12 protein-coding genes are annotated in these 14,741 nt (G+C 48.0%); 1 reads left to right on the forward strand and 11 read right to left on the reverse strand.

Annotated features, from left to right (window positions below; translation table 11 throughout):
* Positions 1–6 precede the first annotated feature (6 nt).
* The 9 genes from odhB to ABJO30_06225 all read right to left on the reverse strand — a co-directional run bounded on the left by odhB (position 7) and on the right by ABJO30_06225 (position 11,555).
* Complete coding sequence (gene odhB / locus ABJO30_06185; GenBank protein MEP3232398.1) at positions 7–1,536, reverse strand: 2-oxoglutarate dehydrogenase complex dihydrolipoyllysine-residue succinyltransferase; 1,530 nt, start codon at positions 1,534–1,536, stop codon at positions 7–9.
* Between the two features lie 46 nt (positions 1,537–1,582).
* Complete coding sequence (locus tag ABJO30_06190; protein ID MEP3232399.1) at positions 1,583–4,558, reverse strand: 2-oxoglutarate dehydrogenase E1 component; 2,976 nt, start codon at positions 4,556–4,558, stop codon at positions 1,583–1,585.
* 188 nt (positions 4,559–4,746) lie between these two features.
* Positions 4,747–5,643: a succinate--CoA ligase subunit alpha gene (gene sucD, locus ABJO30_06195; protein ID MEP3232400.1), complete on the reverse strand. Its 897-nt coding sequence runs from the start codon at positions 5,641–5,643 to the stop codon at positions 4,747–4,749.
* Between the two features lie 22 nt (positions 5,644–5,665).
* On the reverse strand, positions 5,666–6,733 hold the full coding sequence (locus ABJO30_06200) for a hypothetical protein (GenBank protein MEP3232401.1): 1,068 nt from the start codon (positions 6,731–6,733) through the stop codon (positions 5,666–5,668).
* 5 nt (positions 6,734–6,738) lie between these two features.
* Positions 6,739–7,932 (reverse strand): ADP-forming succinate--CoA ligase subunit beta, encoded by a 1,194-nt coding sequence (gene sucC / locus ABJO30_06205; GenBank protein ID MEP3232402.1) that lies wholly within the window; start codon positions 7,930–7,932, stop codon positions 6,739–6,741.
* Positions 7,933–8,036: 104 nt separating this feature from the next.
* Positions 8,037–8,999, reverse strand: a complete 963-nt coding sequence (mdh, locus tag ABJO30_06210) for a malate dehydrogenase (protein MEP3232403.1) — start codon at positions 8,997–8,999, stop codon at positions 8,037–8,039.
* Positions 9,000–9,189: 190 nt separating this feature from the next.
* Positions 9,190–10,341, reverse strand: coding sequence for a cell division protein ZapE (zapE, locus tag ABJO30_06215; protein MEP3232404.1), 1,152 nt, complete (start codon positions 10,339–10,341; stop codon positions 9,190–9,192).
* A gap of 64 nt (positions 10,342–10,405) precedes the next feature.
* Positions 10,406–10,990, reverse strand: a complete 585-nt coding sequence (locus ABJO30_06220; protein ID MEP3232405.1) for an AprI/Inh family metalloprotease inhibitor — start codon at positions 10,988–10,990, stop codon at positions 10,406–10,408.
* 175 nt (positions 10,991–11,165) lie between these two features.
* Entirely contained in the window at positions 11,166–11,555 is a 390-nt protein-coding gene (locus ABJO30_06225; protein MEP3232406.1) for a DUF302 domain-containing protein, read from the reverse strand.
* A gap of 201 nt (positions 11,556–11,756) precedes the next feature.
* Here ABJO30_06225 and ABJO30_06230 point away from each other — a divergent pair, with 201 nt between their 5' ends.
* The gene (locus tag ABJO30_06230) at positions 11,757–11,954 is read left to right on the forward strand and encodes a hypothetical protein (GenBank protein MEP3232407.1); all 198 of its coding nucleotides are present in this window, start codon (positions 11,757–11,759) and stop codon (positions 11,952–11,954) included.
* Between the two features lie 76 nt (positions 11,955–12,030).
* Here ABJO30_06230 and ABJO30_06235 read toward each other — a convergent pair whose 3' ends face one another.
* Together ABJO30_06235 and sdhA are read right to left on the reverse strand one after the other, a co-directional pair.
* Positions 12,031–12,813 (reverse strand): succinate dehydrogenase iron-sulfur subunit, encoded by a 783-nt coding sequence (locus ABJO30_06235; protein ID MEP3232408.1) that lies wholly within the window; start codon positions 12,811–12,813, stop codon positions 12,031–12,033.
* A gap of 69 nt (positions 12,814–12,882) precedes the next feature.
* Positions 12,883–14,712 (reverse strand): succinate dehydrogenase flavoprotein subunit, encoded by a 1,830-nt coding sequence (gene sdhA, locus ABJO30_06240; protein MEP3232409.1) that lies wholly within the window; start codon positions 14,710–14,712, stop codon positions 12,883–12,885.
* Positions 14,713–14,741 lie beyond the last annotated feature (29 nt).

Here is a 14,741-nt window from a genome sequence, read left to right on the forward strand (position 1 = left end):
TATCCTTTAGAGATCAAGAACGAGGCGTTGTGGGTCTTCAAGGCTCTCTTTAACGCGCACGAGGAAAGTAACCGCCTCTTTGCCGTCTACGATGCGGTGATCGTATGAAAGCGCTAGATACATCATTGGGCGAATAACAATCTCGCCACCAACAACAACCGGACGTTCTTGAATTTTGTGCATGCCCAAAATACCAGACTGCGGTGCGTTCAAGATCGGCGAAGACATGAGTGAGCCATAAACACCACCATTTGAAATGGTGAATGTACCGCCCTGCATGTCATCCATACCAAGCTTGCCATCACGACCGGCAGCACCGAGGCGACCGATTTCTTTTTCGATCTCAGCAATCGACATTTCGTCAGCATCGCGCACCACTGGCACAACAAGACCCTTCGGTGTGCCAACAGCAACACCGATGTGAGCAAAGTTTTTGTAGACGATGTCTTTGCCGTCAATCTCAGCATTCACTGCTGGAATTTCTTTCAACGCATGACAAACAGCTTTTGCGAAGAAACCCATAAAGCCAAGCTTCACGCCGTGCTTTTTCTCAAACAGGTCTTTGTACTGTTTGCGAAGATCCATCACAGGCTTCATGTCCACTTCGTTGTAAGTGGTGAGCATGGCAGCGGAGTTTTGTGCGTCTTTCAAACGACGAGCAATTGTCTGGCGAAGACGTGTCATTTTCACGCGTTCTTCACGTACTTCGTCATCAGCAGAAACAGGACCGCGCGGTGCAGCAGCAGCCGCAGGAGCAGACGAAGAAGCGCCAGATGCCATCGCATCCATCACGTCGCCTTTAAGAACCTGACCGCGTTTGCCGGAACCTGCAACAGAACCAGCATCAACATTGTTTTCAGCCATCATCTTTGCAGCAGAAGGTGCCGGCGGCATATCTGTACCCGCAGCAACTGGGGCAGGAGCAGCGGCAGCAGGAGCTGGCGCGCTTGCAGCAGGTGCAGCAGGCGCATCGCCAGCAGCCCCTTCTTCGATCAGAAGAACCACATCGCCTGGCGCAATAGTCGCACCTTCTTCATGGAGAATTTGGGCTATCTTGCCAGAAACAGGAGAGACAACTTCAAGAGCTGCTTTGTCTGTTTCAAGTTCGAACAACGCATCATCTGCGTTCACGACATCACCCACTTTTACGTACAAAGAACCGATATCAGCCTCTGTGACAGATTCGCCAGCACTTGGCGCAACCACTTCAATCATAGATCCCCCTTTGGAGCTTTCATTTGTTTCGACTGCGGCCACTACTGGTTGAGCAGCCGTTTCAGGTGATGCGCCGCTTGCCTCACCCTCTGCAATTGTTCCAAGAAGGGCACCAACGGCAACCGTTTCGCCCTCCATAATTATGGTTTCTGCTAACACGCCCGTTGCAGAAGCTGGCACATCAAGAGTTACCTTGTCTGTTTCCAGCTCTACAATTGGCTCATCCTTTCGGACCGCATCACCAACTTTTTTGTGCCATTGCCCGATCGTTGCTTCACTTACGGACTCACCGAGCGTCGGCACTCGGATTTCATTTGACATTGTTCAGTTCACTTCCATTGTCATTCTAAACAGCTCAACGCCTTGATCACGCAAAAGCGTCATCAATAAAGGCTTCAAGCTGCGCAAGGTGTGCTGACATCAATCCAGTTGCCGTCGCAGCTGAAGCTGGACGCCCTGCATAAACAGGCCGTGCATGAGTTGAGCCCACATGATTGAGCGCCCATTCCAAATACGGTTCAACAAATGTCCAGCTACCCATGTTCTTCGGTTCTTCCTGACACCAAACAATTTCAGCATTCTTAAAGCGTGTAAGCTCCGTGATCGCTGCCTTTGCTGGGAATGGGTAAAGCTGTTCAAGACGCATGATGTAGATATCATCAAGACCACGTTTTTTGCGGCCTTCATAAAGATCAAAATAAACCTTACCTGAACATAAAACCACTTTGCGAATGTCTTTGTCCGCAACCAGTTTTTCTTCAGTATGGTCCAGCTGCGCATCATCCCAAAGCACACGGTGGAAAGATGAATCCGCAGAGAATTCTTCAATCGTTGATGTACACATTTTGTGACGAAGCAAAGACTTCGGCGTCATCAAGATGAGCGGTTTTCTGAAATCGCGACGAAGTTGACGGCGCAAAATGTGGAAATAGTTTGCAGGCGTCGTACAGTTGGCAACTTGCATGTTGTCTTCCGCACACATTTGCAAGAAACGCTCGAGGCGCGCTGATGAGTGCTCTGGACCTTGGCCTTCATACCCGTGTGGGAGAAGGCAAACCAAACCAGACATCCGCAACCATTTGCGTTCAGCAGATGAGATAAACTGGTCGAAGAGAACCTGCGCCCCATTGGCGAAATCACCAAACTGCGCTTCCCACAAGATCAAGCCGTTCGGTTCTTGCATGGAATAACCATACTCATAACCCAGCACTGCTTCTTCAGACAACATCGAGTTAATCACGTCATATTCGGCTTGATTATCATCAATATTGTTGAGCGGAATGTAGCGCCCTTCCGTATCTTGATCATAAAGCACTGTATGGCGTTGCGAGAACGTACCGCGTTCACAATCTTGGCCAGATAAGCGAACAAGGTGGCCATCCATGCAAAGCGTACCAAAGGCTAGTGCTTCACCGGTTGCCCAGTCAAATCCCTTACCTGTCTCAAACATCTTCGCACGGTTTTTCATAAACCGTTTTATGGTTTTATGCGCATTGAAGTCGTCCGGTATTTTGGTGATAGCTTCACCAATCCGTTTCAACTCATCTAATTCAACACCCGTTTCACCGCGTCGCGCATCGTCTTCACGATCCGCTGTTTTAAGGCCAGACCATTCGCCATCAAGCCAGTCTGCTTTATTAGGCTTATAGGCTTGGCCCGCCTCATAATCAGCATCTAGCTTTGTGCGCCAGTCGCCTTTTGCTTTGTCGATGGCTTCTTGCGTCAACACACCTTCTGAAATCAACTTGTCAGCATAAAGCTCCAAAGTGGTTCGGTGTGAGCGGATTTTCTTGTACATTTTTGGCTGCGTAAATGACGGTTCATCACCCTCATTGTGGCCAAAGCGACGGTAGCAGAACATGTCGATGACGACAGGGCGACCAAATTGTTGACGGAATTCAATCGCCACTTTTGCCGCATAAACAACGGCCTCAGGGTCATCACCGTTCACATGGAAAATCGGTGCTTCAATGAGTTTTGCAACATCGGTTGGATAAGGCGAAGAACGCGACCAATTCGGATTGGTTGTGAAACCGATCTGGTTGTTGATCACGAAATGGATCGAACCGCCCGTACGGTGTCCTTTAAGGCCTGAAAGACCAAAACACTCCGCAACCACCCCTTGACCAGCAAAGGCTGCATCACCGTGCAACAACAATGGCAAAACATTGCTGCGGTCACGAGAACCGCGCTCATTAGGTTCATTGGTTTGGTCTTGTTTCGCACGCGCTTTACCCAATACCACTGGGTTCACGATCTCAAGGTGCGACGGGTTTGGCATCAATGAAAGGTGTACATTGTTGCCGTCAAATTCACGGTCAGAAGAAACGCCGAGGTGGTATTTAACATCACCTGAACCTTCCACATCATCTGGCGCATAAGAACCGCCTTTGAATTCATGGAAAATAGCTTCGTGAGGTTTGCCCATTACTTGGGACAGAATGTTCAAGCGGCCACGGTGTGCCATGCCGAAAACAATTTCTTCAACACCAAGCTGACCACCGCGTTTGATGATTTGCTCAAGAGCTGGAACCAATGATTCACCACCATCAAGACCAAAACGTTTGGTACCCGTGTAGCGAATATCAATGAATTTTTCGAAACCTTCAGCTTCAACCAATTTGTTGAAAATCGCCTTCTTACCGTTTTCGGTAAAGGCAATCTCTTTGTCTGGCCCTTCTATGCGCTGCTGTATCCAACTTTTAGCGATTGGATCAGAAATATGCATAAATTCAACGCCAAGCGTTGAACAATAGGTTCGTTGAAGGATCGCGACCATCTCTCTGATGGTTGTCGATTCGATACCTAGATAATTATCAATGAAGATTGGTCGATCATAATCTTCCTCGACAAAACCATAGTTTGTCGGATCAAGCTCGTTAAAGTCTTCTTTATTACCAGCAATCCCGAGTGGGTCGAGTTTAGCATGCAAATGACCACGGGCACGATAAGCGCGGATCATCATGATCGCGCGGATAGAATCTTGTGTCGCCTTTTGAACGTCTGCATCTGAAAGAGCTGCGCCTTTGGCAGCAATTTTCTTTCCAAGCGCTTTACTATCAAGCGGCTCATCGCCAACAGGCCCCCAATCGCCATCCATGGCCGAAACAAGTTCGCCATTTTCAGGGATTGGCCAATTATCGCGCTTCCAAGAAGCACCTTTGGCATTTTTGATGACGTCCGCCGCATCATCGCTTTCGCCAGCAAAAAATTGCTGCCATTCAGCGGTCACTGATTGCGGGTTTTCTTTATATTGTGCGTAAAGCTCTTCGATATAAGCTGCATTTGCGCCATACAAAAACGATGTATCGGCAAACATCTGGTTCGCATCTTCGCGTGCCATTTATTTATCACGGTTAAAAAACCGTGCTCTCCATAACCCCGGGCCTCACCATGAGGGCAGCCATCACATTGTCAGGCCGCATCAACCCGTCCTTAAATCAGAGAGTGGAGGGTTTATGCTTAATAAACCCTTCACTTTTTCTCAATCAGTTGAGAACTAAACCAGTTCTCATGAACATTTGGCTAATATTAGCCCTTCAATAGATCAACAAGTGTCACGCCAAGTTTTGCCGGAGACGGCGAAACGCGAATACCTGCTGCTTCCATTGCTTCGATTTTGTCTTCTGCGCCGCCTTTGCCGCCAGAAATAACAGCACCAGCGTGGCCCATTGTGCGGCCTGGAGGCGCCGTGCGGCCAGCGATAAAGCCAACGGTTGGTTTCTTGCGGCCTTTCTTAGCTTCGTCAGCCAAGAATTGCGCTGCTTCTTCTTCAGCAGAACCACCAATCTCACCAATCATGATAATGCTCTCAGTTGCATCATCTGCAAGGAACATTTCTAGCATGTCGATAAACTCAGTGCCTTTAACCGGATCACCACCAATACCAACAGCCGTTGTTTGACCAAGGCCTGCATTGGTTGTTTGGAACACGGCTTCATAAGTCAGTGTGCCAGAACGTGAAACGATGCCAACATTGCCTTTTTTGAAGATGTTACCTGGCATAATGCCGATCTTGCATTCTTCTGGTGTCAAAACACCTGGGCAGTTTGGACCGATCAAACGTGACGATGATTTATCAAGCTTCTCTTTCACTGCAACCATGTCGAGAACAGGAACGCCTTCAGTGATACAAACGATCAGTGGAATTTCTGCTTCAATCGCTTCAAGAATAGAGGCGGCTGTAAATTTTGGTGGCACGTAAATCACAGAAGCATCAGCGCCTGTTTGTTCACGGGCTTCAGCAACAGAATTGAAAATCGGCAGCTTACCGTTAGCGCCTTCCCATTCTTGACCGCCTTTACCAGGGGTTACACCACCAACCATTTGCGTGCCGTAAGCAAGCGCTGCATCTGTGTGGAAAGATCCGGTTTTGCCGGTCATGCCCTGACAGATAACTTTGGTGTCTTTGTTGATTAGAATTGACATAAATGAGTTCCTTAAGTCCGCGCTATCGAAGCGCTATAATGGAGGTGTAGAGATTAGTGTCTGCGCTACCGATAATTTTTCTTCCTGTCGCAAGACGAAAATTACCACGAGGGTGCACAGTGTTTATGATGGTGAGGCCTGCAAGTTTCTTGGTTTCAACAAGCCCACCTTGAGTTTCGAGAATGTGAACCAGCCCAGCCGCGTAATCAGCAACGTCGCTACCATTGAAGCTTACATCACATGCATCAGTTGAAGTTTGAAGCAAAAGAGTTCTATCAGCGTTGCGGAAGACCTGCGTTTTCTTCTCTGATACGATGAGCTCAAGATCGGCTTGGCCATTAAACAAGTTAGTGAAGTCACCCGACGGTCGAGTAATGCACTGATCAACATAGCGGTAAGCCAGTTCATTGTCAGTCAAAGCTCGGCCGATCCGTTCTGCTTTGGTGGTATTTGTAAGCCTTCTGCGGGCAAGTTCTGCTTTCAGCTTTTCAAGTTCGTTCAATTGCTGGTCGCGAATCCGAGCCGGTGTTAGCTTGACCTGTTCCGGTGTAATTTGACCCGTGCTCTGACGGCGTGCCAATTCTGCTTTAGCTTCCGCCAACTCTTTTTCGTTATTGAAGTTGCGCTTTGTGAGTTCTTGTTTGGCGTCCTTCAACTCCTGAATGAGTTCTGTCCGGCTTGCATCAGGTGAAATATCCAACCCCGGATCAGGGGATGCCGCTAAGTTTGCATCTGGAATAGCATCAGGAATAGCATTTGGAACATCAGCTTGACTGACATTTGGCGTACCACCCAAATTTCCACCTGGTATCACACGTCGGCTTGGATCGATTGGCACATCTGGAACTGCACCTGGTGTCACATCCACCGTATCAGAATCCTTCAAGCCCCCAGTTACCTGTTTCGCAGCCCTGCGCTCAGCCTTACGTCGCTTGCGCTCATCACCATCAAACAACCTGCCGAAGAAACCTTTTTTCTCTTCTTGGGCATAAGATGGAGATGGCACAAGCACGCTTGAAGCCATCAAGAAAGCAGTTCCGAAAATGAGGCCTTGCTTGACGCGAAGGCTAATTTTCGAGCGATAAGCCATTGGGATTACCCCTTTACAGCAGCAACAATTTTCTGGGCTGCATCATCAAGGTCATCAGCTGGAATAACATCCAGATCACTACCATCGATAATAGCTTTACCCTTTTCAACATTTGTTCCTTCAAGACGAACAACAAGCGGTACTTGCAATCCGACTTCTTTCACAGCCGTCAAAACACCTTCTGCAATAACATCACACTGCATGATACCACCGAAGATATTGACAAGAATACCCTTCACGTTTGGATCAGCCGTAATGATTTTAAAAGCAGCCGTTACTTTTTCAGTGGTTGCACCACCACCAACATCAAGGAAGTTAGCAGGTTCAGCACCATAAAGCTTGATGATGTCCATGGTCGCCATAGCAAGACCAGCACCGTTCACCATGCAACCGATGTTGCCATCAAGAGCAACATAAGCAAGATCATGCTTTGACGCTTCGATTTCTTTTGCATCTTCTTCTGAAAGGTCACGAAGTTCTTGCAAATCAGCATGACGGAATTCCGCGTTGCCATCAAAAGATACTTTCGCATCCAAAACGCGCAAGTGACCATCTTTCATGATGATAAGCGGGTTTACTTCCAACAGGCTCATGTCTGTTTCAACGAACGCTTTGTAAAGAATTGGGAAGAGGTTCATGCCATCGGCACGTGCATCGCCTGTAAGCTCAAAAGCATCACATACTTTGCCAGCAATCGCCGCATCACAGCCTACAGTTGGCTCAACATCGATTGTGTGGATTTTTTCCGGTGTCTCTTCAGCAACCGCCTCAATGTCCATGCCGCCTTCAGTTGAAGCAACAAAGGATACTTTGCCAGTTTCACGATTGACGAGGATTGAAAGATAAAGTTCGTTTTCAATATCCGCACCATCTTCAAGGTAAAGACGGTTTACTTGCTTACCTGCAGGGCCGGTTTGCTTTGTAACCAGCGTATTGCCAAACATTTCTGAAACATGAGAACGCGCTTCATCAGCGGAGAACGCCAAACGAACGCCGCCTTTTGCGTCTTCTGGCAATTCTTTGAATTTGCCTTTACCACGGCCACCGGCGTGAATTTGGCTTTTCACCACATAGACTGGACCGGGTAGCGCATCGAGTGCCGCATCGACATCGGCTGCGTTTAAAATCGGCACGCCTTCAGCAACCGGAGCACCAAAAGATTTCAACAAGGCTTTCGCCTGATATTCATGAATGTTCATTTCTCAAATCCATTTGAGGTTTTAGATACGTCGCACGTTTGCGACATTCGTTTATTCAAATGATGGCAGAGCCATCAAAAAAGCGCCCCATAGGGCGCCTTTAATTACTTAAGTTCAGGCGCCAGATTTTGGCATGCCTCAATCAAGCCCTTCACGGCATCGACTGATTTATCGAACATTTCCTGCTCTTCATCGCTCAGATTGATTTCAACAATACGCTCAATGCCTGCAGCACCGATGACTGTTGGAACACCAACATACAAATCAGATTGGCCATATTGACCTTCAAGAGCCGCCGCACATGGGAGAACGCGACGTTGGTCTTTGATGTAGCTCTCAGCCATTTGAACAGCAGAGGCTGCTGGTGCGTAGAAAGCTGAACCTGTTTTCAAAAGACCAACAATTTCCGCACCACCATCACGTGTACGCTGAACAATCTGGTCGAGTTTTTCTTGTGTCGTCCAACCCATAGTCACCAAATCTGGAAGCGGGATGCCTGCAACTGTTGAGTAACGTGTTGATGGAACCATTGTGTCGCCGTGGCCACCAAGAACGAAAGCTGTAACGTCTTTTACAGATACTTTGAATTCGTCAGCCAAGAAGTGACGGAAGCGAGCTGAATCAAGCACGCCAGCCATGCCAACTACTTTTTCTTTTGGAAGACCTGAGAATTTCTGCAAAGCCCAAACCATCGCATCAAGCGGGTTAGTGATGCAGATAACGAATGCATTTGGAGCATGCTTAGCAATGCCTTCACCAACAGCCTTCATGACTTTCAAGTTGACGCCGATAAGGTCGTCGCGGCTCATGCCTGGTTTGCGCGGAACGCCAGCTGTCACGATACATACATCGGCGCCAGCAATATCTTCATAAGATGATGTACCTTTAAGGTCGGCATCGAAGCCATCAACTGGAGATGATTCAGCGATGTCTAGAGCCTTGCCCTGTGGTACGCCATCTACGATGTCGAAGAGGACAACGTCGCCAAGTTCTTTAAGTCCAATGAGGTGAGCGAGCGTGCCGCCGATTTGACCTGCGCCGATCAAAGCAATTTTGCTACGAGCCATGTTAGTTTCCCTTAAGGTAAGGTTACGGATATTTCAGTTAAAGTTTGGGTACTCCTATTCATAAGGTAGCGCAACCCAATCACGCCTTTAAGACATTCCTTTCGACTAAAAAATAATACGTTTCTACCGTTTACGTAAAGTGGAGTTTTGGTTTGTTCTCAAAATTACCACCTAAAAAGGGTAATTTAAGCTATTGAGGCGCCTTCGCGCTGAGATATTCATCCGATTGCATTTCAATCAATCTTGATACGGTCCGGTCAAATTCGAAGGCTTCAACTTCACGCAAACCAGCGTTCAGCTCGGTTGGTGCCGCCGCTGCTGTTACCACTAGTTTCACGCCTGCGTCATAAATTGTATCTATCAGATTGATGAAACGCTTCGCTTCATTTCTCTTTTCAGCCGTGAAAGTTGGAATATCTTCAATAAACAGCGTGTGGAAACTCTGAGCAATTTTGAGATAATCCGTCGCACCCAAGGGCTTTTCGCAAAGGTCAGAAAAAGCAAATCGTGCCGTCCCTAATGCTGCCATCGGCACTTCGACCTGTCGCCCCTTGATAGTAAGTTCAAGCCGCTGCGGTTTCTCACCGCCAATGATCGCGCTCCATAACTCATCAAATTGGGCTGCAGATACATCATTCAATGGATGAGAATAAACTGGCTTATTGCCAAGCTTTTCTAATCTAAAATCAGTTCTCGCATCCAGCTTTGCCACATCGACGTTCTCTTTTAGCAAATCGATAAATGGCATAAAATCGGCACGTCTCAAGCCGTCTTTATACAGGTCATCAGGGTCGACATTCGAGGTTGCGATAATCACCACTTGGCGGGCAAATAACTGGGTGAACAAGCGTCGCATAATCATCGCATCAGCAATATCGCGCACGGTGAACTCATCGAAGCATAGAAGCCTCACCTCATCGGCAATTGCATTGGCAACAGGGACAATTGGATCATCACTTGTCACCTCACCACGCTTCAAAGCTTCGCGATGCCCATGAATACGATCATGCACATCGGCCATAAATTCATGGAAATGAACCCGTTGTTTTCGTCTTATATTGGAGGCGTCAAAAAACAAATCCATGAGCATGGTTTTACCCCGCCCAACAGAGCCCCAAATATAAAGCCCTTTTACATTCGTCCACGCCGATTTGCGTTTGCTAAACAACCAACCTAGGGAACTGGATTTATTGGCAAGTTTTCGCTCAGCAAGGTCAGTATTGACGGCATCGAGACGATCAATAACAGCGAGCTGTGCGACGTCCTCTTCAAGGCCGCCGCCTGTCACCAACTGACGATATTTAGATAAAATACTCGAAGGGGCTTTGTCTGAGTGAGGCATGAATCATTTATACGGGCTGCACCCGCCTTTTCAACTGCTCACGGACAAAAAGGATAGTGCGCGACTAGCGGAACACGCTAATTGAAGCGCCACCAGTTTCTGTTGTTCCATCAAAACGATTATCACCCGATACAACAAGACGCGCGATCAAGCCGCCAGTCTTATTAAATAATGACAACTGTTTCCCCGCTACGTTCCAAGCGCCAATTCCTAAAAGTTGGTCAGTGGAGCATTTACGGGTCGACGCTCTAAAGCCGCCAGTCCATGTTGTAAGACTTAGATTGAGTGCACATGAATCGGCATTGGTCGAAACATTCCAAGCACCCAATACTGCATTACGTCCAAAATTGATTGTTGGAGAAACGGAAACCGTTTGAACGCGGGTTACCCCAGAACTTGATGTTGGCAGTGTCGGTATAGCTTGCAAATCTTGCGCTTGACCACTTGCAGCCGCTCCAGCTTGAGCGGCATTTACAGAGGGCGTACCAACAGCAGGCGCGCTCCCAACAGGAGAAAGTTGGGTCGAAGCGACGGGAGAGATTGGCGCAGGTTGCAACGGCTCAGGCTGCGCAAGTTGCGGTGACACTGCTGTCGTCTGACAAGCAGCAAGTGCGCCACAAAGGCCTATCGCTAACGTTTGTAAATACATGTTTTTCATCGTGTTTAAAGCCCAGATACAACGACCATTACGTCATATTATCTAATTTAACGTATATTGTTGATTGCCACCATACAACCAAACATAGGTTTACATATAGAAGTTGTATAACTAACGCAACACTCTTGATGCGTGCAGATTGCGTTTTGGGTCGTGTTAATTCTGGCTACTTTGCCGCTGCGTCAGTTAACTTGTCCAATGCGCCACTTACTTTTGCAAATACTTCATCAGCACCTTCAATATCATATCGGGCTTTCAAAGCGGCCGGATCAAGGTAACCAATTTTAGTTTCGCGCGCTTCTTCAAACACCAAAACGCGGAGCGGCAGATCAAGACCCGCACGAATATTGTTTTGCATGATCGGCGTGCCAATTTTCGGATTACCAAAAATTACCAATGTAGCAGGCGCAAGTTCTGCCCCAACACTGCTTGCACCAGCGGCATGGTCAACAACGCCAAATACTTTAGCGCCTGCGCCTTCAATAGCCGCGGTTAGTTGAGACACTGTTTTTTCAACAGAGTGTGAGCTTGATTTAACGATCCAGTTGTCTGCCATTGCGGTTCCTACAAATAAAAACAGGGTTATAAATACAAAAAGGCAACGCATGCGGTGCTCCTATCATTCATTGTCTTTTCTACGTTGGTATTTAGGCGGACGCAAGGCAGGTCGATACCCCAATCTAAGTCACAATTTGGTGTTTCAGATATTCTTAAGGATCCTCTCTTAAAATGAGGGCTATTGTAAGGAGTATATATTATGTCAGCCCTTGGCGCCGTTAGTTCTTCGATTGCAACCCAAACCGCTCAAACGGTAGCGCTTGCAAATTCATTACAGCAATCTCAAGCCGTTGTTGGATTGCTCGAAGCTGGCCAGCAAAACCTTGAAGCCTTAGCTTCTAAAATTGAAGCCCCAACCCTTGATGGAACGGGCGCGCGTGTTGACCGACAGGTCTGACACAGCAACAATCAGATAACAAAAAAGCCGGCAGTTCAAAACTGCCGGCTTTTTTGTTTTGTTTAGTAGCAAGTGCCTAGATACGGCGCTCGACCATCATCTTTTTCACTTCCGCAATCGCTTTCGCCGGGTTCAAACCCTTCGGACAAGCCTGCGCACAATTCATGATTGTGTGACAGCGATAAAGGCGGAATGGATCTTCAAGATTATCCAAACGGTCGCCCGTTGCTTCGTCTCGGCTATCAATCAACCAACGATAGGCTTGAAGCAAAACAGCAGGGCCGAGATAGCGATCATCATTCCACCAGTAAGATGGGCATGATGTTGAACAACATGCACACAGAATGCACTCGTAAAGACCATCGAGTTTCTCGCGGTCATCACGGCTCTGGCCCCATTCCTTTTCAGGTGTTGCCGTATCTGTTTGCAGCCACGGTTCGATTGAACGGTGCTGCGCGTAGAAGTTCGTAAGATCAGGCACCAAGTCTTTAACGACTGGCAGGTGCGGCAATGGATAGATTTTCACCACATCACCTGCAACCTCATCCATACCTTTAAGGCAAGCAAGGTTATTCGTGCCGCCAATATTCATGGCGCAAGAACCACAAATACCCTCACGGCAAGAGCGGCGGAACGTCAGTGTCGGATCGACCTTATTTTTAATCCAGATCAAACCATCTAGCACCATCGGACCACAATCGTCGCGATCAACGAAGTATGTATCAATGGTTGGATTTTCCTGATCATCAGGATTCCAGCGATAAATGCGATACTCAGTAAGATTTGTCGCGCCATCCGGTTTAGGCCACGTTTTGCCCGCCGACATTGTTGAGTTTTTTGGAAGTGTTAGCTGAACCATTTTGAGTGCTCAATCATGTTGATTTTGTTTGTGAAGGTCGACATTTAAACAACATCGACCTGTCTAAAATTAGTAAACCCGCGCTTTAGGCTTGATATACGCAATTTCATTTGAAAGCGTATAGGTATGAACGGGACGATCTTCTAACGACACAGTCTTCTTGTCCGTATCAATGTAAGCCAAAGAATGGTGCATCCAGTTCTTATCATCGCGATCAGGGAAATCCTCATGCGCATGGGCGCCGCGGCTTTCTTTACGATTTTGCGCTGAATCCATTGTTACAACAGCCTGAGAAATCAAATTGTCGAACTCAAGCGTTTCAATCAGGTCTGAGTTCCAAACCAGTGAACGGTCTGTCACTTTGATATCGTCGGAAGAATTCCAAACCTGATGGATTTTATCATGGCCTTCATCAAGAATTTCAGTGGTACGGAACACCGCGCAATTGTTCTGCATTGTGTCTTGCATAGACGCACGCAGTTCTGCGGTTGATGTTGAACCATTTGCATAACGGAAATGATCAAGGCGCTCGATTGAATTGTGACCAGCATCTGCTGGCAGTTCGCGTTGTTGCTCGCCCGCTGTCACAGTTTCACTGCAACGAAGACCAGCCGCACGACCAAACACAACAAGGTCGATCAAAGAGTTTGAACCAAGACGGTTCGCACCATGAACGGACACACAAGCTGCTTCACCAATCGCCATAAGGCCTGGCACCACGCAATCAGGGTCACCATCAATTTTGTTGAGGACCTCGCCGTGGAAGTTAGTCGGAATACCGCCCATATTATAGTGAACTGTAGGGATCACAGGGATCGGCTCTTTCGTCACATCAACACCGGCGAAAACGCGGGCTGATTCTGAAATGCCCGGCAAACGCTCAGCCAGCAAAGCTGGATCAAGGTGGTCAAGGTGAAGGTGAATGTGGTCATTCTTCGCCCCAACGCCGCGTCCTTCACGAATTTCCATCGTCATTGAGCGGGAAACAACATCGCGAGACGCCAAATCTTTCGCACTCGGCGCATAACGCTCCATAAAGCGCTCACCCTCAGAGTTGGTAAGATAACCGCCTTCACCACGTGAACCCTCAGTAATCAATGCACCCGCACCATAAATGCCGGTTGGGTGGAACTGAACAAACTCCATGTCTTGCAAAGGAAGGCCTGCACGCAGAACCATCGCATTACCATCACCCGTACAGGTGTGGGCAGAGGTTGCCGAGAAATAGGCACGGCCATAACCGCCTGTTGCGAGAACTGTTTTCGATGCACGGAAACGGTGTAGTTCACCAGTTTCCATATCAAGCGCCACAACACCACGACACTCACCATCTTCCATGATCAAATCGATCGCGAAATACTCGATGAAAAACTCAGTGTCATAACGAAGAGACTGGCCATAAAGCGTGTGAAGGATTGCGTGACCAGTTCGGTCAGCCGCCGCACAAGTCCGTTGTGCTGCAACACCTTCGCCGTATTCAGTGGTCATGCCACCGAAGGGACGCTGATAAATTTTGCCATCTTCAGTCCGCGAGAAAGGCACACCAAAGTGCTCAAGCTCATACACTGCTTGCGGCGCTTCGCGGCAAAGATATTCAATTGCGTCTTGGTCGCCCAGCCAATCAGACCCCTTTACGGTGTCAAACATATGCCAGCGCCAATCATCTTGACCCATATTGCCGAGCGAGGCTGAAATACCGCCTTGCGCTGCAACCGTGTGCGAGCGTGTTGGAAATACTTTCGAGATACACGCTGTTTTCAAGCCAGCTTTCGCTGCACCCAAAGCTGCGCGCAAACCAGCGCCGCCTGCGCCAACAACGGCAACATCGAACGTGTGATCAATAAACGTGTAGGCACGACCATTCACATTAACTGTGTTCTTGGAGGTGTTTTCAGACATCAGTTGCTCCCGCAATCTGTAAATTTCTA

The organism is Hyphomicrobiales bacterium (genome assembly GCA_039973685.1).
GTDB lineage: Bacteria > Pseudomonadota > Alphaproteobacteria > Rhizobiales > JACESI01 > JACESI01.